Origin of the sequence: Xanthomonas sp. NCPPB 1068, assembly GCF_041479385.2 — a bacterium.
GTDB lineage: Bacteria > Pseudomonadota > Gammaproteobacteria > Xanthomonadales > Xanthomonadaceae > Xanthomonas > Xanthomonas cannabis.
Genome location: NZ_CM192986.1, coordinates 1,380,897 through 1,405,033, shown reverse-complemented (window position 1 = coordinate 1,405,033; position 24,137 = coordinate 1,380,897). Strand labels below are relative to the sequence as shown.

19 protein-coding genes are annotated in these 24,137 nt (G+C 65.9%); 5 read left to right on the top strand and 14 right to left on the bottom strand.

Annotation, left to right across the window (positions count from 1 at the left end):
• The first annotated feature begins 70 nt into the window (after positions 1–70).
• Entirely contained in the window at positions 71–925 is an 855-nt protein-coding gene (locus ACCQ12_RS06045; RefSeq protein WP_372383170.1) for an aldo/keto reductase, read from the top strand.
• 190 nt (positions 926–1,115) lie between these two features.
• Positions 1,116–3,224: a catalase gene (locus ACCQ12_RS06040; protein WP_372383169.1), complete on the top strand. Its 2,109-nt coding sequence runs from the start codon at positions 1,116–1,118 to the stop codon at positions 3,222–3,224.
• Between the two features lie 1,177 nt (positions 3,225–4,401).
• Here ACCQ12_RS06040 and ACCQ12_RS06035 read toward each other — a convergent pair.
• From ACCQ12_RS06035 to ACCQ12_RS06015, 5 genes are all read right to left on the bottom strand, one after another.
• Entirely contained in the window at positions 4,402–5,127 is a 726-nt protein-coding gene (locus tag ACCQ12_RS06035) for an AraC family transcriptional regulator (RefSeq protein WP_039413302.1), read from the bottom strand.
• Between the two features lie 123 nt (positions 5,128–5,250).
• A complete protein-coding gene (locus ACCQ12_RS06030) occupies positions 5,251–5,730 on the bottom strand; it encodes a hypothetical protein (RefSeq protein WP_047694236.1) in 480 nt (159 codons plus the stop codon).
• 374 nt (positions 5,731–6,104) lie between these two features.
• The gene (locus ACCQ12_RS06025) at positions 6,105–8,225 is read right to left on the bottom strand and encodes a prolyl oligopeptidase family serine peptidase (protein ID WP_372383168.1); all 2,121 of its coding nucleotides are present in this window, start codon (positions 8,223–8,225) and stop codon (positions 6,105–6,107) included.
• A 146-nt stretch (positions 8,226–8,371) separates the two neighbouring features.
• On the bottom strand, positions 8,372–9,217 hold the full coding sequence (locus tag ACCQ12_RS06020; protein WP_184369596.1) for a transporter: 846 nt from the start codon (positions 9,215–9,217) through the stop codon (positions 8,372–8,374).
• Positions 9,218–9,749: 532 nt separating this feature from the next.
• Positions 9,750–11,720 (bottom strand): OPT family oligopeptide transporter, encoded by a 1,971-nt coding sequence (locus ACCQ12_RS06015; protein ID WP_372383167.1) that lies wholly within the window; start codon positions 11,718–11,720, stop codon positions 9,750–9,752.
• 387 nt (positions 11,721–12,107) lie between these two features.
• Here ACCQ12_RS06015 and ACCQ12_RS06010 point away from each other — a divergent pair, with 387 nt between their 5' ends.
• Positions 12,108–12,599, top strand: coding sequence for a DUF3757 domain-containing protein (locus tag ACCQ12_RS06010; protein WP_372383166.1), 492 nt, complete (start codon positions 12,108–12,110; stop codon positions 12,597–12,599).
• An 18-nt stretch (positions 12,600–12,617) separates the two neighbouring features.
• Here ACCQ12_RS06010 and ACCQ12_RS06005 read toward each other — a convergent pair whose 3' ends face one another.
• The 5 genes from ACCQ12_RS06005 to lexA form a co-directional block, all read right to left on the bottom strand.
• A complete protein-coding gene (locus ACCQ12_RS06005; protein ID WP_047694267.1) occupies positions 12,618–13,436 on the bottom strand; it encodes an HDOD domain-containing protein in 819 nt (272 codons plus the stop codon).
• Positions 13,437–13,787: 351 nt separating this feature from the next.
• Positions 13,788–17,039, bottom strand: a complete 3,252-nt coding sequence (locus ACCQ12_RS06000) for an error-prone DNA polymerase (protein ID WP_372383165.1) — start codon at positions 17,037–17,039, stop codon at positions 13,788–13,790.
• Positions 17,040–17,211: 172 nt separating this feature from the next.
• Positions 17,212–18,630: a Y-family DNA polymerase gene (locus ACCQ12_RS05995; RefSeq protein WP_372383164.1), complete on the bottom strand. Its 1,419-nt coding sequence runs from the start codon at positions 18,628–18,630 to the stop codon at positions 17,212–17,214.
• 9 nt (positions 18,631–18,639) lie between these two features.
• Positions 18,640–19,293: a translesion DNA synthesis-associated protein ImuA gene (gene imuA / locus ACCQ12_RS05990; RefSeq protein ID WP_372383163.1), complete on the bottom strand. Its 654-nt coding sequence runs from the start codon at positions 19,291–19,293 to the stop codon at positions 18,640–18,642.
• A 1-nt stretch (position 19,294) separates the two neighbouring features.
• Entirely contained in the window at positions 19,295–19,900 is a 606-nt protein-coding gene (lexA, locus tag ACCQ12_RS05985) for a transcriptional repressor LexA (RefSeq protein WP_123137481.1), read from the bottom strand.
• A gap of 149 nt (positions 19,901–20,049) precedes the next feature.
• Between lexA and ACCQ12_RS05980 the strand changes: the two genes are divergently transcribed.
• Together ACCQ12_RS05980 and ACCQ12_RS05975 are read left to right on the top strand one after the other, a co-directional pair.
• Positions 20,050–20,271 (top strand): AbrB/MazE/SpoVT family DNA-binding domain-containing protein, encoded by a 222-nt coding sequence (locus ACCQ12_RS05980; RefSeq protein ID WP_166751276.1) that lies wholly within the window; start codon positions 20,050–20,052, stop codon positions 20,269–20,271.
• Between the two features lie 9 nt (positions 20,272–20,280).
• On the top strand, positions 20,281–20,706 hold the full coding sequence (locus ACCQ12_RS05975; RefSeq protein ID WP_039413334.1) for a type II toxin-antitoxin system death-on-curing family toxin: 426 nt from the start codon (positions 20,281–20,283) through the stop codon (positions 20,704–20,706).
• A gap of 203 nt (positions 20,707–20,909) precedes the next feature.
• On the opposite strand, the gene ACCQ12_RS05970 is transcribed toward ACCQ12_RS05975, so the two are convergent.
• The 4 genes from ACCQ12_RS05970 to ACCQ12_RS05955 all read right to left on the bottom strand — a co-directional run bounded on the left by ACCQ12_RS05970 (position 20,910) and on the right by ACCQ12_RS05955 (position 23,940).
• Positions 20,910–21,425, bottom strand: a complete 516-nt coding sequence (locus ACCQ12_RS05970; protein ID WP_372383162.1) for a DUF6496 domain-containing protein — start codon at positions 21,423–21,425, stop codon at positions 20,910–20,912.
• A 188-nt stretch (positions 21,426–21,613) separates the two neighbouring features.
• A complete protein-coding gene (locus ACCQ12_RS05965) occupies positions 21,614–21,955 on the bottom strand; it encodes a cupin domain-containing protein (protein ID WP_047694220.1) in 342 nt (113 codons plus the stop codon).
• A gap of 63 nt (positions 21,956–22,018) precedes the next feature.
• The gene (locus ACCQ12_RS05960) at positions 22,019–22,612 is read right to left on the bottom strand and encodes a GIY-YIG nuclease family protein (RefSeq protein WP_372383161.1); all 594 of its coding nucleotides are present in this window, start codon (positions 22,610–22,612) and stop codon (positions 22,019–22,021) included.
• The gene (locus ACCQ12_RS05955) at positions 22,609–23,940 is read right to left on the bottom strand and encodes a DUF763 domain-containing protein (RefSeq protein ID WP_372383160.1); all 1,332 of its coding nucleotides are present in this window, start codon (positions 23,938–23,940) and stop codon (positions 22,609–22,611) included. Before ACCQ12_RS05955 ends, ACCQ12_RS05960 begins: the two co-directional genes overlap by 4 nt.
• Positions 23,941–24,137: the final 197 nt, after the last annotated feature.

Sequence of the window (24,137 nt, the reverse complement as noted above, 5' to 3'; positions counted from 1 at the left end):
CAACCGTGCATGCACGTCGCCCGTCGCACGGGACACACGACCAACCGCCATCACCGCAGAGGAGCCATCCATGTCCATCGCCCCGTCACCCTCCTGTCCCCAGTTGCGCCTGCGTCATGGGCGCGAGGTACCGGCACTCGGGCTGGGCTCGTGGAATCTGGGCCAGGGCCGGCATCCGTCGCAGCAGGAGATCGATGCGCTGCAGGTTGGCCAGCAGTTGGGCATGCGGCTGATCGATACCGCCGAGATGTACGGCAATGGCCGCTCGGAGCAGCTGATCGGCCAGGCCATCGACAGCAGGCAGCCGCCGTATCTGGTGTCGAAGGTGTTGCCCGGCAATGCCAGCGCGCGCGGTATTGCGCGCGCCTGCGAGGCCAGCCTGCAGCGGCTGGGTGTGCGCACGCTGGACCTGTACCTGCTGCATTGGCGCGGCGGCAGCGCGCTGGCCGAGGTGGTCGATGCGTTCGAAGCCTTGCGCGATGCCGGCAAGATCCGCGACTGGGGCGTATCCAACTTCGATGTCGATGACATGGAAGAACTGTGGTCCATCGATGGCGGACAACGCTGCCTGGTCAATCAGGTGCTGTACCACGCCGGCAGCCGTGGCATCGAATTCGATCTGCTGCCGTGGTGCGCCGACCATCAGGTGACAGTGATGGCGTACTCGCCGTTGGGTAGCCGCGCCCTGCTCGGCCACCCAACCTTGCAGGCCATCGGTGCGCGACGCGGCGTGGCGGCCACTGCCGTCGCACTGGCGTGGGCGATTCGCAGCGGCAAGGTCATCGCCATTCCCGAGTCGGGCACGCCGGAGCATGTGCGCGCGAACGCCGCCGCCTGTGCGTTGCAGCTGGATGACGACGATCTTGCCGAGCTGGACCGCAGTTTCCCTGCGCCAACGCGCAAGCAGCCGCTGGATCTGCTGTAACACCGGCCTGCGCATGCACATCATTCGGTGCATGTGCCCACTGACGTGACGCGCGCAACAAAGCGCTGCGACGCGCTGCAGGGTTCTGCGCAGATGTGAGTATTCGTTCTCAAGCAGACACATGCAGTTAACAGCGCCACTCGCACGCTCTGTGGCTCAGCCCGCAATCAGCTCGCCAGAGTGGAGTCCCATGGCCAAGTCCCCCAGTAAACCCGCGCAGATTCCTGCCGCCGCTACCGCAAGCGCCACCGCCGATGTGTCGCGCGGTCGCGGCGACGAACTGCATCAAAAGGCCGGCGGCTCGCATCCGCAACTGACCACCAATCAAGGTATCCCGGTCGGCGACAACCAGAACTCGCTCCGCGCCACGCCGCGCGGGCCGACGTTGCTGGAAGACTTCATCCTGCGCGAGAAGATCACCCACTTCGATCACGAGCGTATTCCTGAGCGCATCGTGCATGCGCGCGGCAGCGCGGCGCATGGCTATTTCGAGCTGACCAAATCGTTGAGCCAGTACACCACGGCCAAGATCTTCACCGAGCTCGGCGAAAAAACCCCGCTGTTCACGCGCTTTTCCACCGTGGCAGGTGGCGCCGGCTCGGTGGACACGCCCCGCGACGTGCGTGGGTTCGCAGTGAAGTTCTACACCAAGGAGGGCAACTGGGATCTGGTCGGCAACAACATCCCGGTGTTCTTCATCCAGGATGCGATGAAGTTCCCGGACCTGATCCATGCAGTAAAGATGGAGCCTGACCGTGGCTTTCCGCAGGCCGCCAGCGCGCACGACACGTTCTGGGATTTTGTCTCGCTCACGCCCGAATCCATGCACATGATCATGTGGGCGATGAGCGACCGCACCATTCCGCGTTCGCTGCGCATGATCGAAGGCTTCGGCATTCACAGCTTCCGCTTCCTCAATGAGAAGGGCGAAAGCACCTTCGTCAAATTCCATTGGCGTCCCAAGCTTGGCCTGCAATCGACCATCTGGGACGAGGCGGTGAAGATCGCCGGCGCCGACCCGGACTTCCAGCGCCGCGACCTGTTCGAAGCGATCCAGAACGGCGACTTCCCGGAATGGGAATTGGGCGTGCAGCTGTTCACCGAGGCCGAGGCCGAGGCATTCCCGTTCGACCACCTGGATTCGACCAAGGTCATTCCGGAAGAACTGGTGCCGCTGCAGATCGTCGGGCGCATGGTGTTGGACCGCTGGCCGGACAACTTCTTTGCCGAGACCGAGCAGGTGGCATATTGCCCGGCCAACATCGTGCCCGGCATCGACTTCAGCAACGATCCGCTGCTGCAGGGGCGTCTGTTCTCGTATCTGGACACCCAGCTCAGCCGTCTGGGCGGGCCGAATTTCCACCAGATTCCGATCAACGCACCCAAGTGCCCGTTCGCCAACAACCAACGCGATGGCCACATGCAGATGGGCGTGCCGAAGGGACGCGTGGCCTATGAACCGAGCTCGCTGCAGGCAGATGCGCCGCGCGAGGCGCTGCGTGGATTCCCCAGCCATGCCACGCCCGCCGAGGATGGCGTCAAGGGCCGCGTGCGTGCGGACAGCTTTGCCGACCATTACAGCCAGGCGCGCATGTTCTTCCGCAGCCAGACCGCACCGGAGCAGGCACACCTGGCATCGGCGCTGGTATTTGAACTGTCCAAGGTCGAAACCGCGCACGTGCGCGAGGCCGTTGTCGGCCATCTGCGCCACATCGATGAAAGCCTGGCCAAGCGCGTGGCCGACGGCATGGGCATGACCACGCTGCCACCCGCGCCGCCAGCGGCCGTTGCGCCCACCGATATGCCGTTGTCGCCGGCGTTGCAGCTGATCGGCAAGATGAAGGACACCCTGCAAGGCCGCACGGTCGGCATCCTGATCCACGACGGCTCGGATGCTGCCGCGATCAAGGCAGTGCGCAAGGCGGCGGAAGCGGCCGGCGCCACGGTCAAGATCGTGGCACCCAAACTGGGGGGCGCCAGGCTCAGCGATGGCAAGCAACTGGCGGCCGATGGCCAGCTGGCCGGCACCCCGTCGATCATCTTCGATGCGGTGGCGGTATTGCTGTCGTCGGAAGCGGCCAAGGCATTGACCAACGAATCGGCGGCGCTGGATTTCGTCAGCAACGCCTGGGCGCATCTGAAGGCGATCGCCTTCGACGACGGTGCGCAACTGCTGCTCAAGGCCGGCAACGTCGGCAAGGACGCGGGCATCGTTTCTGCCGCCGATACCAAGGCCTTCATCGCGGCGGCAAAGACCCGCCAGTGGGCACGCGAGCCGAAGGTGCGCATGCTGGCGTAATCGCGGCTGGTTGGCAGATGCAGGCTTGGGCGCGGGCGGCTTTCCAGTAGCCGTTTCGCGCCCAAGTTGTTTCCGCAAGGCAGCGATGAAGATGCATCGCCGGAGGCGTTGAGCTTGCTGTTGATTGCATGGGTCAAGGCCACCGCGCCCTCGATCGACGCCGCATTTGGCTGAACCTGCAAGACGCTGATGCTGATGCTGATCGCCATGGAGTACGTTGACAGCGCGGAAGATCAGCTGCGGAGTGCCACCTCTGCATTTTGCTGCAGGGCCCTTGCCCGCCCACCATCGCAGGACACGCTGCAAGTACGTCCATGTAGCTCCGTGGCGGCATCCATGCCGCCAAGGGTCCCGCGACGGTGGGCGGGCAAGGACCAGTGGAGATGGTCGGTGCGCGGTGTTTAGTTGATGCGCAGCGCTTTGATAAGCAATCGGCAAGGCGCGTGGCGTGGCTTCTTCGCTCTTCAACAAAACCATCAGCCAACTGTCCGGTGCGGTGCTTTCGTCCTTCAACGACGTCGCCAGCACACTGTCTGGTGCGGTGCCCTCGCCGATTGCGGGACCGTGTGGCGGCGTGGATGCCGCCACCGAGCCTCCACGGACGGATTCACGGCGTGTCCCGCGAGCGGTGAGGGCACCGCGCCCTCGACCGACTCAGCGTTTGACTGAACCAGCAAGACCAGAACGCCGATGCTGATCGCCATAAGGTACGTTGACAGCGCGGAAGACCAGCTGCGGAGTGCCACCTCTGCATTTTGCTGCAGGGCCCTTGCCCGCCCACTATCGCGGGACACGCCGCAAGTACGTCCATGTAGGCTCCGGCGCGGCATCCATGCCGCTCAGGGTCCCGCGACGGTGGGCGGGCAAGGACCAGTGGAGTTGGTCGATGGGCAAGGATCTCCACCAGCGGCCAGCAGCCTGGCGGCGCGGTGACCTTGATGCTCTTCAAAAAAAGCACTAGCCAACTGTCTGGCGTGGTGCCCTCGCCGATTGCGGGACCGTGTGGCGGCATGGATGCCGCCACCGAGCCTCCACGGACGGATTCACGGCGTGTCCAGCAAGCGGTGAGGGCACCGCGCCCTCGACCGACCCATCGTTTAGATGTTGAACATTGGAAGAGAGATGCTGGAACTAGCCACGCATACTCCACAGCGGTGCAGTCGTGTGGTCTGCAGCTCTACACCGCTTCGACAGCAAACCGTTGCGCATTCGCCAGCGCACGATACTCGCGCGGCGTCATGCCCACGGCCTGCTTGAATTGCCGCGCAAAGGCGCTTTGATCGCTGAAGCCGCAGGCGTGGCCGATTTCGGTCAGGCTCTTGTCGCCGTGCAGCAGATGCATGGCCATCTGCAGCCGCAACTTGGCCAATACCTGCTGCGGAGTGAGCTGGAACACCTTGCGGAACGAGCGTTGCAGCTTGGACATCGAAAACCCGGTGATTTCCACCAGCGCCTGCATGCGCACGTTCTGCGCGTAGTTGGCGTTGAGGTAGGCCAGTGCGAGCCGCAATTTTTCGTACTGCGACTCGTGCCCGTCCTGCGGACCGAGATCGCGTGAGATGCCGATGATGCCCTGCACCTTGCCATCCACCAGCAGCGGGCGCTTGCAGGTGAGACACCAACCCGGTTCGCGGTTGGCGAACAGGTGCAGCTCCAGCAGGTTGTCGATCACCTCGCCGGCCAGCACCTGCTCATCCTGATTAGCGTAGTTGGCACCCAGGCCGCTCGGGTACACCTCGGCCACGCGCTTGCCGATCAGCTCCTTGCGCGATTTCAGACCAAGCCGCCGCAGCATGGTCTGGTTGACGTGGGTATAGCGGCCCTCGCGATCCTTGACGAAGAACAGCACGTCCGGCACGGCATCGAACAACGCTTCCAGATCGGCAGGATCGATGCTCTTCATGCAGGACGGTGGGCTCGTGAGCAGGAAAGACGCGGCAGCAAGAAAACGACGCAGCCATCTCGGCGAACAGCATCGCCGCGCCGCTTCATGATACGCCGCGCAGGCCGCACGGCTTGCAGGAGGTCAGCGCGGCTCTTCGGCCACGGTGGCCGTGGCTGCAGCGGGAGCGGCCTTGGCGGTGTCGAGCGAAGCACTGGTCGCGCCCAGACGATCGGCCGGCGTGCGCCGTGCCGCCCAGCTCTGCACCACGGCCGCACCCGATTGCGACCCCACCTGCACGCGCAGACGCGCACCGGCAGCCGGTGCCACAAATTCGATTTCGCAGTCGCCCGCCGCCATGCAGCTGTCGGCTGCAAGCGGATCCACAGGCTGCCAGCCCTGTTCGGCAATTGCCTGCGAGAACGCGCGGTAGTTCATGCCCGACTTCAGTGTTGCCGGCAGCGGCACCAGCAGCTCGCTGTCGGCCGCCTCCGCTGCGGCCACGGGCGCCGCAGGTGCCGGCACACGCGCAGGTGCGCCAGCTGCCGTCCGCGGCGTGGCGCTCCAGGCAGGGCTGAAGATCAGGGCGAGCCCCAGCAGGGCGGGACGGGCGAACGTGCGCATACGGAAGATCCTTGCGATCCTGCAGGGACTGGGAAAGTTAAAGAAGCGCTATTTTGACACGTCGACATGACGCCGGGGCGATGATGCCCGTGCGCGATCAGCCGCCGTTTCGTCGCGACACGGTTTGCGCGCGCCGGCAAGCGCACTCGACAGCGCTTGTCTCGGCGTAACGTGTGTGACCGCAAGCGAACCCGACAGCAATGCAGCTGTAGCAGCGATCGCTGCATGCTGCGGGTCGACCTCGGCGCACGCAGCCGCATGTGTCGCGGTTGCGTGCGCACACGTGTCGCGCTGCTGTTTGTAAACCAACGTTGCAGCGTGCCTATCAATGAAGACCGGCACGCCGCATTGCGCGGCGTGCCGGTATCGCCGGCTTATTGCCCGATGTGCTGCTTCAACCAACCGTTGACGGTGTCGTGCCACAGGATGCTGTTGTCCGGCTTGAGCACCCAGTGGTTTTCGTCCGGGAAATACAGGAACTTGGAGTCGATACCCTTGCGCTGCAGCGCGGTGAATGCGGCCAGGCCCTGTTCGACCGGGATACGGAAATCCTGCTGGCCGTGGATCACCAGCATCGGCACCTTCCACTTGTCCACGTGCAGCACCGGGTTGAACTTCTCGTAGCCGGCGGGGTTCTGCCACGGCGTGCCGCCGTTTTCCCATTCGCTGAACCATAGTTCTTCGGTGGCGTAGCCCATGGTGCGGTTGTCGAACACACCGTCGTGGTCGACCAGGCACTTCCACGGCTGATTCCAGTTGCCCGCCATCCAATAGACCATGTAGCCGCCGTAGCTGGCGCCCAGCGCGCACGCCTTGTCACCATTGAGGAAGCCGTACTGCTTCTGCGCGGCGGCCCAGCCCTTTTGCAGGTCTTCCAGCGGGCGGTCGCCCCAGTGCTGGCTGATCGCATCGGTGAATTCCTGGCCATAGCCGGTGGAGCCGTGGAAGTCGATCATCACCACCGCGTAGCCCTGGCCGGCGTAGGTCTGCGGATTCCAGCGGTTGCTCCAGCCATTGCCGAAGCTGCCCTGCGGACCGCCATGGATCAGGAACGCCACCGGGTAGGTCTTGCCTTCCTGATAGTTGTACGGCTTGACCACGTAGCCGTAGACGGTGTCGTTGTTCCAGCCCTTGAACTGGAACTGCTCGTAGTCGCCGAACTGCACGTCGGGCAGCTGCTCGCCTGCGCTTTGGCTGATCGCACGCAGACCCTGGCCCTGCAGGTCGCTCACGAAGATTTGGTCGCCGCTCTTGAGCGAGTTGCGGGTAAACGCCAGCGTGGTTCCAGCCAGCGTCGGTGCGTGCACCGCGCCCTCGCCGACCAGCTTGGTCGTGGTGCCGGTGGCGATGTCGATCTTGAACAACGGGTGCTCGCCGAGCTCGTCAGCGCTGGTGTACAGGCTGGTACCGTCCTCGCTCAAGACGATCTCACCGGCGGAGCGATCCCACTTCGGCGCGATCTCGCGCGTCTTGCCGCTGGCCACGTCCATCGCCATCAGGCCGAAGCGATCGGCCTCGAACCCCGGGCGCTTCATGGCGCGGTGGTACAGCGTCTTGCCGTCGGCGCTGAACACCGGGCCGGCATCCCAGGCCGGATTGGCCGCGGTGAGATTGACCGGTGCAGACTTGCCGGTGGCATCCAGGCGATACAGATCGAAGTTGGTCTGCCACGGCTCGTCGTTGCCGGTGGGCTTGCCAGCCGCCTTGCCGTTCTTGCCGGCTTCCGGGCCATGCGGCTGCGGGATGCGCACACTGGCCACCACGGTGCTGCCATCGGGCGACCAGGTGTAGTCGTCGTTGCCGCCAAACGGCTTGGAGGGCGCGTCGCCGGCCAGCGTGGCACTGATGGCCGACGCCCCGACCACGGCCTTGCCACCTGCCGCTGGCAGGTCGGCCACGAACAAGGTATTGCGGCGGCCATCGTTCCAGGTGTCCCAATGCCGCACGAACAGCTGGTCGTACACGACGCCGCTGGCTTTGCTGTTCTTGAGCTCGCCCAGCCGCTTCTTGGTGCAGCCCAGGTCCGAACCGCAGTCCTGGAACACGCCCGCACTGAAGACGATGCGCTTGCCCTCGGGCGAGAGCTTGTAGCTGTCCACATCCACCGCAAAGGCGGTGAGTTGCTGCGGGGTACCGCCGGCCATCGGCTGCGCATAGAGCTGCTGGCTGCCGGACTTGCTGCTGAGGAAGTACACCGTCTTGCCATCGGGCGACAACGCCGGGCTGTTGACGTTCCAGCCTTCCGGGGTCAGCCGCTTGGGTGGCGCCAGATCGCGCGTGCGCAGATTGCGCACCCACAGGCTGGTGGCCGGCTTGCCATTGCTGGTCTTGGCCTGGCGTTTGGCGAACAGCACGCTGCCGCCATCGGGCGTGAGCGTGGGTGAGGACACCCGGTCCAGTGCCACCATGTCGCGCACATCGAAACCGCGCGCGGCGGCAAGGTCTGGCAAGGCGGCCAGCAAACACAAGGGCAATACGGCGTGACGCAGCTTCATCGATAATTCCCGCAACGGCAAAACGCCGATGGTAGGCGTTGCTGCGGCGCACGCGCAAAGGCAGGACGTCATGCGGCGTGAAGTGGCGCGGCACGCCGTCGTGCGCATTGCCCATGCCGCCTATGGGCGGCACGGGCGGCAGCGCATCAGAAGCGGTGCGACATGCCCACATACACCTGCGCGTCCGGGGTGCGGTCGTTGAGGCCGAAGTTGGCGCCCACGTCCAGTTGCAACAGCGGGTTGAGCAGATACGCCGCGGCGATGTCGGCCGAATACTGTTCGACCGTCTGTGCAGGATCGCGGTTGATCGAGGACCACACCTCCACCGCCATCGACAGCTTCGGCGTGAGCGGATGGGCCAGGTTGATCGCATTGATCACCGCGATGTGTTTGCCGCTGCCATCGCTGTCGGCCAACCAGTCGAGCTCCGGGCCGAAGGTCAACGAGAAGCTGTTGGGCAACGCAAAGTTGATCGGCAGAGCGACGCCGCCTTCCCACTCGTCGTTGCCCAGGCCGGTGCGGGCGGTCGGCGCCTTGACGAACGGCAGTACCGCCACGGTGGCGGTGTCGCTTTCGTAGAACCGCGCCTTCATGCGCAGATAGATGTCGCCACCGCCGCTCAGGCTGCTGCGTGCGCCGGTGGCGCGATCGGTGCTCTTGACCTGCAGTTGTGGCGCCCAGTTGAGCTGCAGATCGATGCGGTCGCTGACGCCGTACTTGAGCGTGGGATTGGTAAACACCGAGGTTTCGATGCGTGTGCCGGGCTGGCTGTCGCGGGTGTAGCTGCCGATATCGGTTTCCAGCTGCCAGGCGCCGGTCGGCACGGTACAGGTGGAATTGGCCTTGGTCGGCCGATCGGTGCAGAGCGCCGCTTCGGTGGCGTCTTGCGCCTGCGCTTGAGTGGCCAGGCCGCACAGCATGCCGGCCACGGCGATGGTCAGCAGCGAGATGCGGCGTGCGCGGGAAGAAGAACCGGAAATAACAGTCGGCATTGCAGTAACTCCATGGCAGAGCGCTGGGCCAGGACACAACAGGCCAGCAGTGAGTGGGGGGAATGCGCGTGGAGAGGTGGATCGACCAGACGCCCAAACGGCGACGTCTGGTCGATCCTATCGAACTGTCGAGCTCGCCAGACAAAAAGCGGCCGCAACCGTGCCTTGAAAGGAGCGCAGTGTGATTGGGCTAACGTTTTTGTCGGCAGCAGCGGCGGCGCGATGGCCTATGGCGCGGAGATCAGCGGGGTCGATCCAGGCTTGCGGCAGTGGTGGCGCATCATCCGTGCGGGAGACGGCACGATACGCAGCGGCGGCATAAAGGCGCTATGCATGAGCGCTGGACCCGGCATAAAGTCGGCGCAAAGACAGGCCGCAGACGACGAGGTGCCGTCAGGGACCGTCGATGGAGTTTGCAGCGGCCGTGCGTGGGGATGATGCAGATGATGGCAGCGACATCCGCTGCGGGCAGGTCGCGTTGCGCGCCTGCCAGGACGGCGCATGCATCGCATGCGCCGTGTCTGTCGCAGGCTCAGGCGGCCTGTTCGCCGCGCTTGCCGATGCGGTACAGCAGCCAGCCAACCAGGGCGAGAATGGCCAGGCCGATCCATTGATTGAGCTGCAGGGCGGCCGGCAGTGCCAGCACATCGGCACGGCTGGACAGCACGATCGGCACGGCAATGGCGATGCCCATCAGCGCCTCGCCGGTAATCAGGCCGGCGGCGAACAGCACGCCCGGACGATGCACGCGGTCGCGGCCATCTTCGTCGTCGGCGCGGATGTTGTGGAAGCGCTCCACCAGGTGCGCAATCAGGCCACCGATGAAGATCGGCACCATCAGTTCCAGCGGCAGGTAGATACCGATGGCCGCCGCCAGCACCGGCACGCGGAAGCGCTTGCCGGTGGCCTTCAACCATTCGTCCAGCGCGATGATCGCCGCACCGACGCCGGCGCCGATTGCGATCATGGTCCACGGCAACTGGCCGCCAAACAGTCCCTTGGCCACCGACGCCATCAAGGTGGCCTGGGGCGCGCCCAGCGAGTTGGGATGTTGCGGCGTGGCCGGGCCGATGCCGTACGCCTGGGCCAGCAGATTCAACACTGGCGCCATGATCAACGCACACGAAAACGCACCGATGCCCAGCATCAACTGCTGCTTCCATGGCGTGGCACCGACCAGGTAGCCGGCCTTGAGGTCCTGCAGGTTGTCGCCGCCCACCGCCGCCGCGCAGCACACCACCGCGCCGATCATGATGGCCGCCACCGCGCCCAGCGGTGCGGCGCCGATGCCCACCGGCACCAGGCCGCTCTTGCCCAGCAGCAGCACTAGCACCGCCGACGCGAACAGGATGGTGGAGATGGTGATGCCGGAAACCGGGTTGTTGGACGAGCCGATCAAGCCGGCCAGGTAGCCGGACACCGACACGAACAGGAAGCCGGCCACGATCATGATGATGGTCATCGGGATCGACACGTGCCATTGCTGCACGATGGCCTGATACAGGCCCAGCAGCGGCAGCGTGCACAGCACCAGCGCCACCAGCATCCACTTCATCGGCAGGTCGCGCTCGGTCTCGGCGACCACGCCGCCACTGCTCTTGCGCGCGGCCGCAAAGCCGCTCTTGATGCCGGAAAACAGCGACTTGCGCAGCGAGAACAGCGTCCACACGCCGCCGATCAGCATCGCACCGACACCGAGGTAGCGGATCTTCGCGCCCCAGATGCCGAATGCCGCATCGGCGGCCGGCGCACCGGCCAGGCTCTGCGCCAGCGCCGGATCGCTGCCCATGAAGAACTGCTGATACAGCGGGATGGCGATATGCCAGGACAGGATCGAGCCGGACAGCACCACGATGCCGACATTCAGGCCGACGATATAGCCCACGCCCAGCAGCGCCGGCGACAGGTTGGTACCGATATAGCCGACCAGGCGGCTGCTGCCCAGGTAAGTGGCCTGCGCCCAGGTGTCTGGGATCACGCGCAGGCCGCTGGCCGCAGCCAGCTTGACCAGCGCACCGATAGCGCCGGAGGCGGCCAGGATCTTCAGGCCCGGGCCGGGGTTTTCGCCGGCCTTGAGTACCTCCGCGGCGGCCTTGCCTTCGGGGAACGGCAGCGGGTCTTCGACGATCATCGAGCGCCGCAGCGGCACCGAGAACAGCACGCCGAGCAGACCACCCATGCCGGCGATGCCCAGCACCCACCAGTACTTGAAGTCCGGCCAGTAGCCCATGATCACCAGCGCCGGGATGGTGAAGATCACCCCCGCCGCGATCGACGAACCGGCCGAGGCGCCGGTCTGGACGATGTTGTTTTCCAGGATGGTGCCGCCGCCGAGCAGGCGCAGCACGCCCATCGACACCACCGCTGCCGGGATGGCGGTGGCAATGGTCAGGCCGGCAAACAGGCCGAGATAGGCGTTGGCGGCCGAAAGCACCACCGCCAGCACGATGGCCAGCACGACGGCGCGGAAAGTGAGCTGGCGCGGCTGCGCGTCATGGCGCATTGGGCGTTCCCCTGTAGGCAAAAAATCCGCACCACGCTAGCGTCTACGCAGGTTTCCGTCCAGCTGCGCCGCGGCGTGACAGTGTGCAAGGCATGGCGTGCGGCACCAACGACATCGGCGGCGACGCCTTGCGTGGCGCGATGGAGACGCCAGCTGGCGGCAGCCTGTGTGGATCGATGCGCCCGTGGCGCCACGGATTCGCACACGGCGCCGGCCTGGGCGTGGGGCTCGCTATCGTCCTGCACAGCAGCGCGTCGACAAGAGCCTGTGCGCCCCGCTCCGGCCGATGCGGCGTGCGCTGACCGCCAAGCCTGTTTCATCGGCCTTCCATCGCATACCGCGGCCGCGCGCCGAAAGGTCCGACACATGATCCGTCCACTGACACCGTTGATTCTGGCCGGCATGCTGTTGCCGCCTGCTGCCGCCGATGCATCCGGCAAGCAGCCCGCTCAGGATGCGGCACGATGCCCGGCACCTGAAACGGTGCACTACGCGGCCGGACGCTATCGCGCCCCTGTCCGGCTTGAGGTCGGCTCCGGGAGCGGCGTGTGGGCCAGTACCCTGCAACCCAACGCGGGCAGTCCACGGCATTTTTCATCAGCGCTCTACTACGGCACCCTAGCCGTGGCGGCGCCCAGCACCGGAGTGCTGGTCAATTGCAGCTACACGTTACGCGGTGGCACGGAGGTGGATCTGGCCTACTTCGATCGCCAGACGCCGGAGACGCAACGCAACCTGATCGTCACCCTGCAGCACCCATCCCGCTGGCAGCTCGATCAAGCGCCAGCGCCTGGGCAGGATCAGTTCTATGCCTGTTCCCGGAGCGAGGACATCCGGAGCACGGCGGACTGCGCGTTCGAGCCGCTGCGCCTGGAGTGACGCAGCGGCAACCACTGTTCAATGCAGCAATTCGGCAAACGCGCGGTCGGCTTCGATGACCTCAGGCAGCGCGGCGAACAACGCGTCCAGATCCACGCCGTCCATCAGCGGGCCGCGTACCGCCTGCAGTGCCGCCGCAGGGTCGCCGCCATGGGCATGCAGGGCGTCGGAGACCTGCACGGCCTGGGCGACCAGCAAGGGCATGCGCGCGCCGTCGGGTGCGGCCGCGGGGCGGACCTGGTAGGCAATGGCTTCCTGGATCACGGCTGGCAACTGCCAGCGACGCACCAGCTCGGCGCCCACTTCCGGGTAGCCGAAGCCCAGTTGCAGCGTCTCTTCGGCGGCATGGCCGGCCGACGAGGTGTCGTGGTTGATGCGGCTGGCGTAATCCGGGGCGCCGGACTGGATCAGCAGCTCGCCGATGTTGTGCATCATGCCGCAGGTAAAGGCGGTTTCCGGGTCCAGGCCGTGCTGGCGCGCCAGCAGGCGGCAGATGCCGGCCACTTCGAAACTGTGCCGCCAGAATGCCTTGAGGTCGAAGCCCGGGCCGGCGCGGAAGGCGCCAGTCATCGCCGAGGCCAGCACCAGGGTGCGCAGCGTATTGAAGCCCAGGCGCATCGCGGCGTCTTCCACGCTGGTGGAATCGCGCAGGCCGTGAAAGCGCGCCGAATTGGCCAGCCGCAGCACCTTTGCGGCGATCACCGGATCGCGCTCGATGCTGCGCGCCAATGTATCGATATCGGTCTGCGGATCGTCGAATTGACGGATCAGGTCCTGCGCCACCTTGGGTACCGTGGGCAAGGTATGCAACTGCTCGAACAGCGCCTCCAACTTCATGATCGCCTCGTGGGTGAAGGGATAAGCCAGCGCGGCCGCGCCAGCCTGCATGGTGTAGCACAGACCGGTTGGCTGTCGGTGACCAACGCAGGGCAGTATTCATGCGCGTCCGGGTTTCGTGGTGCACAACGCCTGCGTGGACGGGCCTCAGGCGGGTCTTCACCGATAGCGACCTCGACAACTCCGCCCTGCCCGGCGTCGCTCGGCGCCTGTGATACCGGCGATGCGCGGGTGATCGGCACCACAGGTGGTCACCCACCCTGCATTGCAGTACACGAATGAAGCATCCGGGCAGGCGTATCGACACGATGGAGTGTTGCGCTGCCGATACCTGCTGCACGCGGGCAGCGCTCAATGAAAATCGCGCGAGGGCAGCTGCATCTCGCCGAGCAGGTTGCTGAGGTCGTGCAGGTCGCCGGCGATGAGGTGCTCCACGCCGTCCACGCGTTCCCAGCGGCCGCGCACCGCGAGCAGGCGCGACTCCAGCAGCGCGCGGCGGCGGCGCAGCGCCAGATGCGACCAGACGATGACGTTGATCATGCCGTGCTCGTCTTCCAGGGTGACGAAGATGGTGCCCTTGGCGGTAGCCGGGCGCTGACGCTGGGTGACCAGGCCGGCCACATGCACGCCGCTACCGTGGCGGCGTCCCTGCAATTCGCGCAGGCCCAGGATGCGTCGCTGGCGCATCTGCGGGCGCAGCAGCGCCATCGGGTGCTGGCGCAGGCTCAAGCCGACCGCGCGGTAGTCGGCCAGGATTTCTTCGCCCGCGCGCGGCGCTTCGAACTCCACCGGGCGCTCTTCCGGGCTGCCCGGCAGCAACGGCCGCCGCGCCTCCACACCGGCCATGGCCCAGCGCGCGGCGTTGCGATTGCCCACCAGGCCCTGCAGGGCGCCGGCTTCGGCCAGGGCCAGGCGCGCTTTTTCGTCGAGTGCCGCGCGCAGGCACAGGTCGCCGATGTCGGCGAAAACCCGTTGCGTGCGTGCAGCGGCAATGCGATTTGCCACCACCTCCGATAACCCGGCGACTTGCCGCATGCCCAGCCGGATCGCCGGCTGTTCGCCCGGGTCGGCGTCGCTTCGCCACGGCCGGCCACCGACCAGGGTGTTGTCCCAGTCGCTGTGCAACACGTCCACCGGCAGCACCTCCACGCGCTCGCGCTCCGGGCTGCCGCGGCGCGCGTCCTGCACGATCTGGCTGGCCGAATAAAACCCCATCGGCTGCGAATTGAGCAGCCCGCAGGCGAAGGCTGCCGGTTCGTGGCGTTTGAGCCAGCAGCTGGCATAGACGAGTTTGGCGAACGAGGCGGCGTGGCTTTGCGGAAACCCGTAGGAGCCGAAGCCCTTGATCTGTTCAAAGATCTGGTCGATGAAGGTGGAGGCGTAGCCTCTGTTCTGCATGCGCTCGCGCACGCGCGTGCGATGTTGTTCCATGTCGCCGCCGCGCCGCCAGGCCGCCATGGAGCGGCGCAGATTGTCCGCTTCGCTTTCGGTGTACTCGGCGGCATGCATCAGCAGTTCCATCACCTGCTCCTGGAACAACGGCACGCCCAGCGTGGGTTTGAGGATGTCTTCCACTTCCGGCGATGGATAGTTCACTTCTTCGCGGCCCTGTCGCCTGCGCAGATACGGGTGCACCATGTCGCCCTGGATCGGCCCGGGACGCACGATCGCCACTTCGATCACCAGGTCGTAGAACACCGCAGGTTTGAGCCGCGGCAGCATCGCCATCTGCGCGCGCGACTCGATCTGGAAGACACCGACCGTATCGGCGCGCTGGATCATCTTGTAGGTTGGGAGATCGTCACCCGGAAGCGTGGCAATGCTGTAGTCGCGCCTGCGGTGACCGCGCACCAACTCCAGCGTCTTGCGGATGCAGGTCAGCATGCCCAGCGCCAGGCAATCGACCTTGAGCAGTTTCATGGTTTCCAGATCGTCCTTGTCCCACTGGATGATGGTGCGATCGGCCATGGCGGCGTTTTCCACCGGCACCAGCAGCGATAGCGGCTCGTCGGAAATGACGAAACCGCCGACATGCTGGGAGAGATGCCGTGGGTGATCGCGCAGCTGCTCGGTCACTGCAAGGATCTTGTTGATCAACGGATTGGCCAGAGCGAACCCGGCTTCTTCGATGCGCTGTTCCATCGGCGTTTCACCATTGCCCCAGCCGTAGCAATTGGCCAGCAGCGCGATCTGGTCCGGCGGCAGGCCGAAGGCCTTGGCCACGTCGCGTACCGCACTCTTGCCGCGATAGCAGATCACTGTTGCCGCCAGCGCCGCACGTTCGCGACCGTACTTGCTGTAGACGTACTGCAGCACTTCTTCGCGGCGTTCGTGTTCGAAATCCACGTCGATGTCTGGCGGCTCATCGCGTTTTTCGGAGAGAAAGCGTGCCATCAACAAACGCGTCTCGTCGGGATTGACTGCGGTGATGCCCAGCGCATAACACACCGCCGAATTGGCCGATGAGCCACGGCCCTGGCAAAGAATTTTTTTCTCGCGCGCGAAGCGCACCACATCCTGGACAGTGAGGAAGAACGCTTCGTACTTCTTGAACGCAATCAGCGCCAGCTCTTTTTCGATGTCCTCGCGCACCTTTGCCGAGATGCCGCCCGGCCAGTGCTTGCGAATGCCGGCTTCGGTGAGCTGACGTAGATAACTGGTTGGCGTATGCCCTTCCGGCACCAGTTCTTTAGGGTAGGTGTAGCTGATCTTGGAAATATCGAAGATGCAGCGTTGCGCCAACTCCACCGTGGCTTGCAACAACGCATCCGGGTAGATATTGCCCAACGCGCGCCGCGTACGCAGATGGCGCTCGCCATTGCGAAATAGATGCGCGCCGCACTCGGCAAGTGGCAGGGTGTAGCGGATGGCGGTCAGGGTGTCCTGCACGATGCGCTCGCGGCGTTGCGCCATATGCACATCACCGCTAGCCAAGGCGGTCATGCCCAGTTGCTGGGCAAGCGATTGCAGCGCCTGCAGGCGTGCGGCATCGTCCTGCTCGCGATGCAGTTCCACCGCCAGAAACGCACGCTCGCCGAACACGTGTTGTAGCCAGGCGCCCTGCTCTGCCTGCGGCTGCGCGCTGGGCAACCACAGTGCAAACACACCTGGTACACCGTCGCGAAACTGCGCTTCCACTTCGGCACGCCCCAACCGATACGCGCCCTTGCTTGCGGCACGCCGCGCGCTGGTGATCAGCGCACACAACTGCGGATAGCCCTGCGCGTTTTCCACCAGCAGCACGAAGCGGGTGCCATCGACGAGGGTGAATTCGCTGCCGACGATCAACCGCACGCCGGTGGCACGCGACGCTTCCAGGCCACGCACGATGCCGGCCAGCGAGCATTCGTCGGTAATGGCCAAGGCGCTGTAGCCGCAGTGCTGTGCGCGCACGAACAACTGCTCTGCGCTGGAGGCGCCACGCAGGAACGAGAAATCCGACAGGCAATGCAGCTCGGCATACGCGGGCAAGCCATCGGCGACCTGCGCATGGGTGATGTCGTCGTTGGCCGCACGCAGCCGCGCCGCCACGTTCCAGGCGCGCGGCATGCGCCCGCCGGGCGTGTCGCGGTCCACGCCATCGACGGCGTCATCCCAGCTCATGCACGGACGCCTTCAACTTCGGGCTGCGCCCTGCAGATGTCCAGTGCGCGGCAGATGGCATCGCCGCAGATCCTGCCGCGTTTTGTCTGGAGCCTTGGCACCGGCCGCGTACGCCGCAGCCGCAATGAGCAGCCAAGCTGCACGTGCTCCGATACCGCGCGGGCATGCGCGCTCACGCAAACCACCCATGCAGCATCCAGCCATCCACCCGGCCCGGTGCGGCGAATGCCCAACCGCGCCGGCCGCGCGCGGTTTCCACCACGTAGTAATCGCGACGCGCGTCGTCGTCGTCCCACCAACCACTTTCCAGCCGTTCCGGGCCGGACACGATGCGCAGATGCGGGTCGTGCAGCGGCACCGGCTGCGGCAGCAGCCAGGTGGGACGCGGCGGACGTGGCGGCGCGGCGGTTTCGCGCACCGCATCGCCGATGGCGCGACGCCAGGCACGTTCCGGGCGCGGGTCGTCGGCCGGCAGGATGCGATACACCGCGTCATCGCCCAACCGCGCACGCAGGCGTTCGCGCAGTTGCGGCCACTCCACCGATTGCTGCGCGCGCTGATCGAACAGGTCGCGCATGGCCGGCACAAACGGCGGCAGTTGCCGCGCCAGCAGGCGCATCGCTACCACCGGGCGCGGAATTTCCACCCGCTCCAGCCGATTGCGCGCCAGCTCGAACAACAACGTGGGCGCACGCTCCGGAGTCAACAGGCCGATCTCCACATCGGTGGCGCCCTCTTCGTGTTCCAGGCGCAGCAAAAACCGCTGTACGCCGCCATCGCGAATGGACAGGTACGTGCACAGGTCGCCGATCAGCCGGCGCAGCGGAAACAGCAGCGCCGGATGCGTTTCCACCTCGTAGCCCAGCTCCACGCGGTGGTCGAAATGGTCTGGCGGCGCGTAGCACTCCAGCGGGTCGTCGACCTGGCCGTAGAGGCGATCCAGATGATCCAGCAGGCTGGCACCGAAGCGCCGGCGCAGCCCATCGCGCGGCAACCCGCGCAGCGCTGCGAGCGTGCGCACACCCATGTGCTGCAGGCGCTCGCCGGTATCCTCGGGCAACGCGGCGCGGCGTACAGGCACCTTGTCGAGGGTGCTGTGCAAGGACGGCAATTCCGTCACCACCATGCCATCGCGCAGGCCGGCCAGCACGCGTGCGGCGCGCGGCGTGGGTGCCAGCGCAAGCCGGTGCTGGAAGCCCAGCGCCTGCAGCTCGTCACGCAGGCGCCGCTCGAACCGTGGCCAGGGGCCGAACAACCGAAAGCTGGCGCCGGCTTCCAGCACGATGGCGCGCGACCACTGCTGGCTCACCAGCGAGCTGTGCCGGTAGGCCCAGGCGGCCAGAAAGCGCTGCGTGCGCGCCTCGTTGTGCGCCTCGTAATCGATCGTGCGCACCTGCGCCATCAAGGCATGCGCCGCCGACAAGCGCATGCCCGGTTTGAGCCCCGCCTGCGCGGCGGCGAGATTGACCGAGTGCAGGCTGCGCAGCTGGGCCGGCCCCTGCACCAGCACCAACGGCGCGTGTGGCTCTTCAAGCCGCCGGAGAACGGCGTCCAGTGCCAGCTGCGGCAATAAGATGCAGGCCCACAACATGCGCGCGGCTCAATTCACCAGCCGCAACGGCTGCGACGGGACCTGCCCGCCGCGGCATTTGCGCACCTGCCAGGCATCGCGCTCGGGCAGAAATTCCAGCCGCAGGGCTGCCGGCGATGCATTGACCGCATGGCGGCGGTCGCGCAACGCAAACGCGCAGCAGTTGCCGCTGTCGGCTGCCACCTGCAGCCGTCGCAATGCGCGCGCATCGCCGGTCTGCGGCCAGCCCAGCACCGCCGCGCAGGCGCCACTGCGCAGGCATTGTTCGAACGCCCACAAGGCCTCGCGCGGCTCGGCCTGCACCACCTCCAGATGTTCCAGCACCACCCCGCCCGCCTGCCAGGCCGGCGCATACGGAATGAACGGCGGGGCCACCAACACCACCCGGCTGCTGGCAGCGGTCATGCGTGCCAGGGTGGGCAACAACAAGGCGATTTCGCCCACGCCGTGGGCAGGCAACAGCAACTCGGTCAGCGCACGCCGCGGCCAGCCGCCGTCGGGCAGCAGCGCATCCAGTGCGGCATGCCCGGTGGCTTCGCCGCCATTGGCGGTGGCCGTGCCATGGCCGGCCCGCCACACCGTGCGCGCGGCCAGCAAGGCATCCAGCGGCAACGCCAGCGCCGCATTGCCGTGTTGTCTGGTGCGCGCGCGCTCCTGGCTCATGTCAGCCCTGCCGGATCAGGCCGCAGTACAGTCCCTCGATCGCGAAGTCGGCATCGGCTGCCACCACGATCGGCGCATGCGCGCGGTTACGCGGCAGCAGGCGGATGCGCTCGGGCCCACGCTCCAGGCGCTTGATGGTGATTTCGCCGTCCACCCGCGCCACCACGATCTGCCCATCGCGCGCCTCGTTGCTGCGATGCACGCCCACCAGGTCGCCATCCAGGATGCCGTCGTCGATCATCGAATCGCCCTGCACTTTCAGCAGGTAATCCGGGCGCAGCGAGAACAGCGCGCGATCCAGCCAGAGCTGACGCTCCAGCCCGATGTCTGCGCCGATCGGCACACCCGCCGCCACCCGCCCCAGCACCGGCAAGGCCAGCACCGCATCGCGTCTTGCCCCGCCGGGCATGCGGATGCCGCGCTTCTGGTTGGGCAGCAGCTCGATCAACCCGGCCTCGGCCAGGGCCTGCACATGCTTTTGCGCCGCGTTGCGCGAGGCGAACCCGAAGGCCTGCGCAATCTCGGCCAGGCTGGGCGACACGCCGGCCTGGGCCTGCTCTTGCAGAAAGGCCAGCACCGCAGCGCGTTGAGGAGACAGTGGGGGCATGGCAACGGCAGCCGGACGGGACAAGGTGTATATTTGTACACCCATCGGTCGCAGCAGACGAGATTGGCTTACTGAGCCGATTCAGCCGGGCCGGCTTGCGAACGGGTCGCTGGGGAGTTATAACTTACGTATTAACGCAAGGTGCCGCCATGAAACTCAAGATCACTGCCATCGGCAATTCCTCCGGCGTCATCCTGCCCAAGGAACTGCTCGCCCGCCTGCGCCTGGGCAAGGGCGACGAACTCTATGCGCTGGAAACGCCAGACGGCATCAAGCTGACCGCATTCGACCCTACATTGGCTGCGCAGATGGATGTGGCCGAGCAGGTGATGCGTGACCGCCGCACTTTGCTCAACAAACTGGCACAGTAACGCGCACGCATGCTCATCTGGATCGAGCGGCCACTTGTCTTGGCCATTCACGATCGCCAGCTGGCCGAACATGGCGGCGGGAGCGGTGTGCGTGACGATGCGCTACTCGATTCGGCGCTTGCCAGACCGAAACAACTGGCTGCCTATGGCGACCCGCCACCGGACCTGGCGGCGCTTGCAGCGAGCCTGGCGTATGGCCTGGCCCGTAACCATCCATTTGTCGATGGCAACAAGCGCACCGCAGCAGTGGCCTGCGAAACCTTCATTGTGCTCAACGGCGCCACCTTGGTGGCGGGCGATCTGGAACTCTACGGGTTTTATATCGGCTTGGCGGACGGCTCGCTCGATGAAGCCGCTTGTGCCGCTTGGCTGCGTCCACGTTTGCAATCCCGCCACCAGCAGCGTGTGCATGAATCAGCACCGACCTACGGCTGAGTGACCGCCGGAGCGGCACTGTTCGTGCGTGCCGCGTGGCAGCACTTCTTGCTGAGCGTGGCAGGCATAAATAAAAGTAACCGCGCAACCAATCACCTGGAGAGTCGATTCTCTGTGGGCATGGCATGCGCCCGTTGCACGCCAATCTCCCTCACGCCGTCCCACTCCGGCTAACGACTGCACGCTACGCTCGTACTCGCCGTCTAAGCGTCTTTGGCTTCGGTACGCTTACGCGTTGCAGCTGCCTTCTTCGCGGCCGCCTTGCGCACTGCAGGACCCTTGGTCGTTGCGGCTTTTTTCGCTGCTGTCGAGCGATCACTGACTGTGCGCTTTTTGGCGGCGCCCTTGGTCTGCGTGGACAAGGCCTGCTTGCCTACCGTTTTCTTGGCGGTGGTGCCCTTGCTGGCGGTCTTCAAGGCTTTCTTGGCGCCGGCCGAGCGTGTAGGCGACACCGGCTTTTTGGAAGTTGCAGCTGCGCTGTCCTGTGCAGCTTTCTTCTTGGTGGCTTTGGACGCGGAACCGGACGGTGCGACATCCACGCCATCGCGGCGCGCCTTGGACAAGCCGATCGCGATGGCCTGCTTGGTGTTCTTCACTCCATGCGCGCCTTCGCGCACCTGTTCGATTTCTTCTTTGACGTATTCGCCGGCCTGGATACTGGGCGATTTTCCTTCGCGCTTGTCCTTGTCGGCAGCGCGGCGCGTCTTGGTCTGTGGCATGGCACTTCCCGGGCTGTGGATGGCAGCCCGATGTAACAAGCGCAGCGTCAATATGCAGTGGGCGCAATGCTCACCTGACGTTGAAGCGTGCCTGACGCCACCCCAGGCCTGTGCATGCGCCTGGCTTGCGCAAGACTGAGCGCATCGGCGTACCCAGCAGATGTATGCGTCACCGCGCTCAGCTCACACTACGCTTCGCCAGCCGGTAGCGGCTCACCTTGCGCATCGTAGGCGGGTGGGTGATAGAAATTGACCGTCTTCAATGGCGTGTGCCCGGTGTTGCGGATCTCGTGCGTTTCACCGCGCTCGATGGCGATCAGGCAACCGGCCTGCAGCGCATGCGCCTGCCCCTCGACCACTGCCACGCCGGTGCCGTCCACCACGTACAGCCATTGATCGGCGCCGCGGTGGCGGTTGTCGGGCCCGCCTTCGCCCTCGCCCGGCGCGATCACCATTTCGGCGGCCTGCACCTGGCGCACCGAAAACAGCACCTTGAACGCATCGGTCAACGTCAGCTGTGCACTGCGCATGGGGCATCTCCTCGGGATTGACGCGATGCTGGGCCGCCACGCGTCAACGCGCTGGCAACGCGCTCATGGGTGATGGCAGTACCACGCCCAGACCTGGTCGGGCAGGTGCGCCTGCAGCGGCAGATCCAGCGCACGATACCCATCAAGCACATCGCGCAGCGCGCGTTGCGCCGGCGTGGTGCCGAGCAGGCCATCCAGTTCGTCCGGGCTCAACTGCACGGCCGACCAGTCGTACAGGCGATCGATCCGCTGCGCCATCGCCGCTTGCAGCCAATCGCGCAGCACAAAGACGCGATACCCCTGCGTCTGCAGGTCAGCCACCGCCAGCTCCAACGCCTGGCTCACGCCACGGAACCACTCGGTATGCCCGCCTGCCGTCGCACGGATGGCCAGGGGCGCTGGCGCGTTGTGCGCAAGCAACGGGCGGCGCAGTTGCAGCTCCAGGTCGCGTGCATCGCGCTCACGTTCGGCTTCCACCAACAGCCCGCGCTCCAGATCGAAAAAATCGAACCAGCGCGGGTGCAGGCTGCCGATGCGCCCCAACGGGTCGCGCGAGAAACCGATCTTGCAATGGTCTTCCCATTGGCACGGGAACACGTAGGTGAAGCAGCGTCCGTCGGTGGCGACCGTCGTGGCGCGGCGTGCCCGCGTGCTCACCGCTGCCCCGCACGCGTACGCACTGGCGCAGCGGGTTGGGACGATGACGGCGCCGGCTCCCAGCCGAAGACGCTGCGCCCGCCGTAACGGTGCGAATCGCGGCGTTCCTGTGCGATGTACTCCTCCACCGTGGGACCTTGCGCGCTGGCTTCGAGCCGGCGCGCCTGCGCGTCCAGCCGTGCGATCGCCTGCAAGCGTTCGTCGTTGCCCAGTTTGGCCTGCTGCATCGCCTGCTTGAGTACGCCGATGGTGTGATCGAGCACCCGTGTCGGCACCGGAAACGGATGGCGATCCTTGCCGCCGTGGGCCAACGAAAAGCGTGCCGGGTCGCTGAAACGGCATGGCGTGCCATGCACCACTTCGGCCACCATCGCCAGCGAACGCAAGGTCCGCGCACCTACGCCAGGTACTTGCAGCAATGCGGTGAAATCGCGCGGGCCGGCTTCGGCGGCAGCGGCCAGGCTGGCGTGCAGCCGCCGGACGATCACGTTTTCGCTGCGCACGTCGTGATGCTCGGGCATGGACAGATGCGGTTGCTGCGCCGGGTCCCAACCGTGCCCGGCGAACAGATCGCCAGTCACCGGGCCTTGCGCAGCGGGCGCCGCTACAGGCGCTTCCACACCCGCAATCCGCTGCCATTCACGCGCTAGCTGATCCGGCGCGGTGCTGCGCAACAGTTCCACCTGCGCCTCACGCGAGGCGGCGGCCCGTTGATCTGCAAGATTGACGATCCTGCCCTGATGCGCCCCGTCGATGGCTGCATGCGGCGCATCCACGAAACTGCTCAGCCCCTCGGAGAGCCAGTGATACCGGCGCGCCTGCTTGCGTTGCCCATGCATGCCCTGCTGCACCACCACCCAGCGGCCGTCGTCGCTGACGATGAAACCGTGCAGGTACAGGTCGAAACCGTCCTGCACTGCCGCGCTGTCGACCTTGGCCACCAGCCGGCTGGCCTGCGCCAACGCCGCGCCATCGAGCCCCACCGCGTCGCCCACCGCCAGCAGCTCGGCCGGTGTGGCGCGCGAATGCCGGCCGCGCCCGCCACACACATGGATGCCCAGCTCGCCGGCCAGAGGCGTCAGCCCACGCTTGAGCGCGCCGATCACGCTGGTGGTGATGCCGGACGAATGCCAGTCCATGCCCATCACCGCACCGAACGACTGAAACCAGAACGGATGCGCAAGCCGACGCAACAACTCATCGCGCCCATAGCTGTGCACGATGGCCTCGCACATCACCGCACCCAGCCGCGTCATCCGCTGCCCCAGCCATTGCGGCACGCGTCCGCCATGCAAGGGAAGATCTGCACTGCCGCCGCGCCGGCTCATGACTGCCACTGCTTGTTCATGCCACCAGAATACCGGCGCTGCGTCGCACCCGCTGGGACGCAGCTGGTGCAGCGCGCCGCATTGCTGACGAATTCAGTTCGGAGCACTTGCACCGCCTCGCAGCGGATCAGCATGCCCTTCACGACAAGGGTGCAACCGTCACAGCGCTGCAGATGCGCGATATCACCTCGAATGAA

What these genes read in the sequence shown, in the direction of transcription:
- ACCQ12_RS06045 (WP_372383170.1), top strand. Translation starts at nt 71, where the DNA reads ATGTCCATCGCCCCGTCACCCTCCTGTCCCCAGTTGCGCCTGCGTCAT.
- ACCQ12_RS06040 (WP_372383169.1), top strand. Translation starts at nt 1,116, where the DNA reads ATGGCCAAGTCCCCCAGTAAACCCGCGCAGATTCCTGCCGCCGCTACC.
- ACCQ12_RS06035 (WP_039413302.1), bottom strand. Translation starts at nt 5,127, where the DNA reads ATGAAGAGCATCGATCCTGCCGATCTGGAAGCGTTGTTCGATGCCGTG.
- ACCQ12_RS06030 (WP_047694236.1), bottom strand. Translation starts at nt 5,730, where the DNA reads ATGCGCACGTTCGCCCGTCCCGCCCTGCTGGGGCTCGCCCTGATCTTC.
- ACCQ12_RS06025 (WP_372383168.1), bottom strand. Translation starts at nt 8,225, where the DNA reads ATGAAGCTGCGTCACGCCGTATTGCCCTTGTGTTTGCTGGCCGCCTTG.
- ACCQ12_RS06020 (WP_184369596.1), bottom strand. Translation starts at nt 9,217, where the DNA reads ATGCCGACTGTTATTTCCGGTTCTTCTTCCCGCGCACGCCGCATCTCG.
- ACCQ12_RS06015 (WP_372383167.1), bottom strand. Translation starts at nt 11,720, where the DNA reads ATGCGCCATGACGCGCAGCCGCGCCAGCTCACTTTCCGCGCCGTCGTG.
- ACCQ12_RS06005 (WP_047694267.1), bottom strand. Translation starts at nt 13,436, where the DNA reads ATGAAGTTGGAGGCGCTGTTCGAGCAGTTGCATACCTTGCCCACGGTA.
- ACCQ12_RS06000 (WP_372383165.1), bottom strand. Translation starts at nt 17,039, where the DNA reads ATGAGCTGGGATGACGCCGTCGATGGCGTGGACCGCGACACGCCCGGC.
- ACCQ12_RS05995 (WP_372383164.1), bottom strand. Translation starts at nt 18,630, where the DNA reads ATGTTGTGGGCCTGCATCTTATTGCCGCAGCTGGCACTGGACGCCGTT.
- imuA (WP_372383163.1), bottom strand. Translation starts at nt 19,293, where the DNA reads ATGAGCCAGGAGCGCGCGCGCACCAGACAACACGGCAATGCGGCGCTG.
- lexA (WP_123137481.1), bottom strand. Translation starts at nt 19,900, where the DNA reads ATGCCCCCACTGTCTCCTCAACGCGCTGCGGTGCTGGCCTTTCTGCAA.
- ACCQ12_RS05980 (WP_166751276.1), top strand. Translation starts at nt 20,050, where the DNA reads ATGAAACTCAAGATCACTGCCATCGGCAATTCCTCCGGCGTCATCCTG.
- ACCQ12_RS05975 (WP_039413334.1), top strand. Translation starts at nt 20,281, where the DNA reads ATGCTCATCTGGATCGAGCGGCCACTTGTCTTGGCCATTCACGATCGC.
- ACCQ12_RS05970 (WP_372383162.1), bottom strand. Translation starts at nt 21,425, where the DNA reads ATGCCACAGACCAAGACGCGCCGCGCTGCCGACAAGGACAAGCGCGAA.
- ACCQ12_RS05965 (WP_047694220.1), bottom strand. Translation starts at nt 21,955, where the DNA reads ATGCGCAGTGCACAGCTGACGTTGACCGATGCGTTCAAGGTGCTGTTT.
- ACCQ12_RS05955 (WP_372383160.1), bottom strand. Translation starts at nt 23,940, where the DNA reads ATGAGCCGGCGCGGCGGCAGTGCAGATCTTCCCTTGCATGGCGGACGC.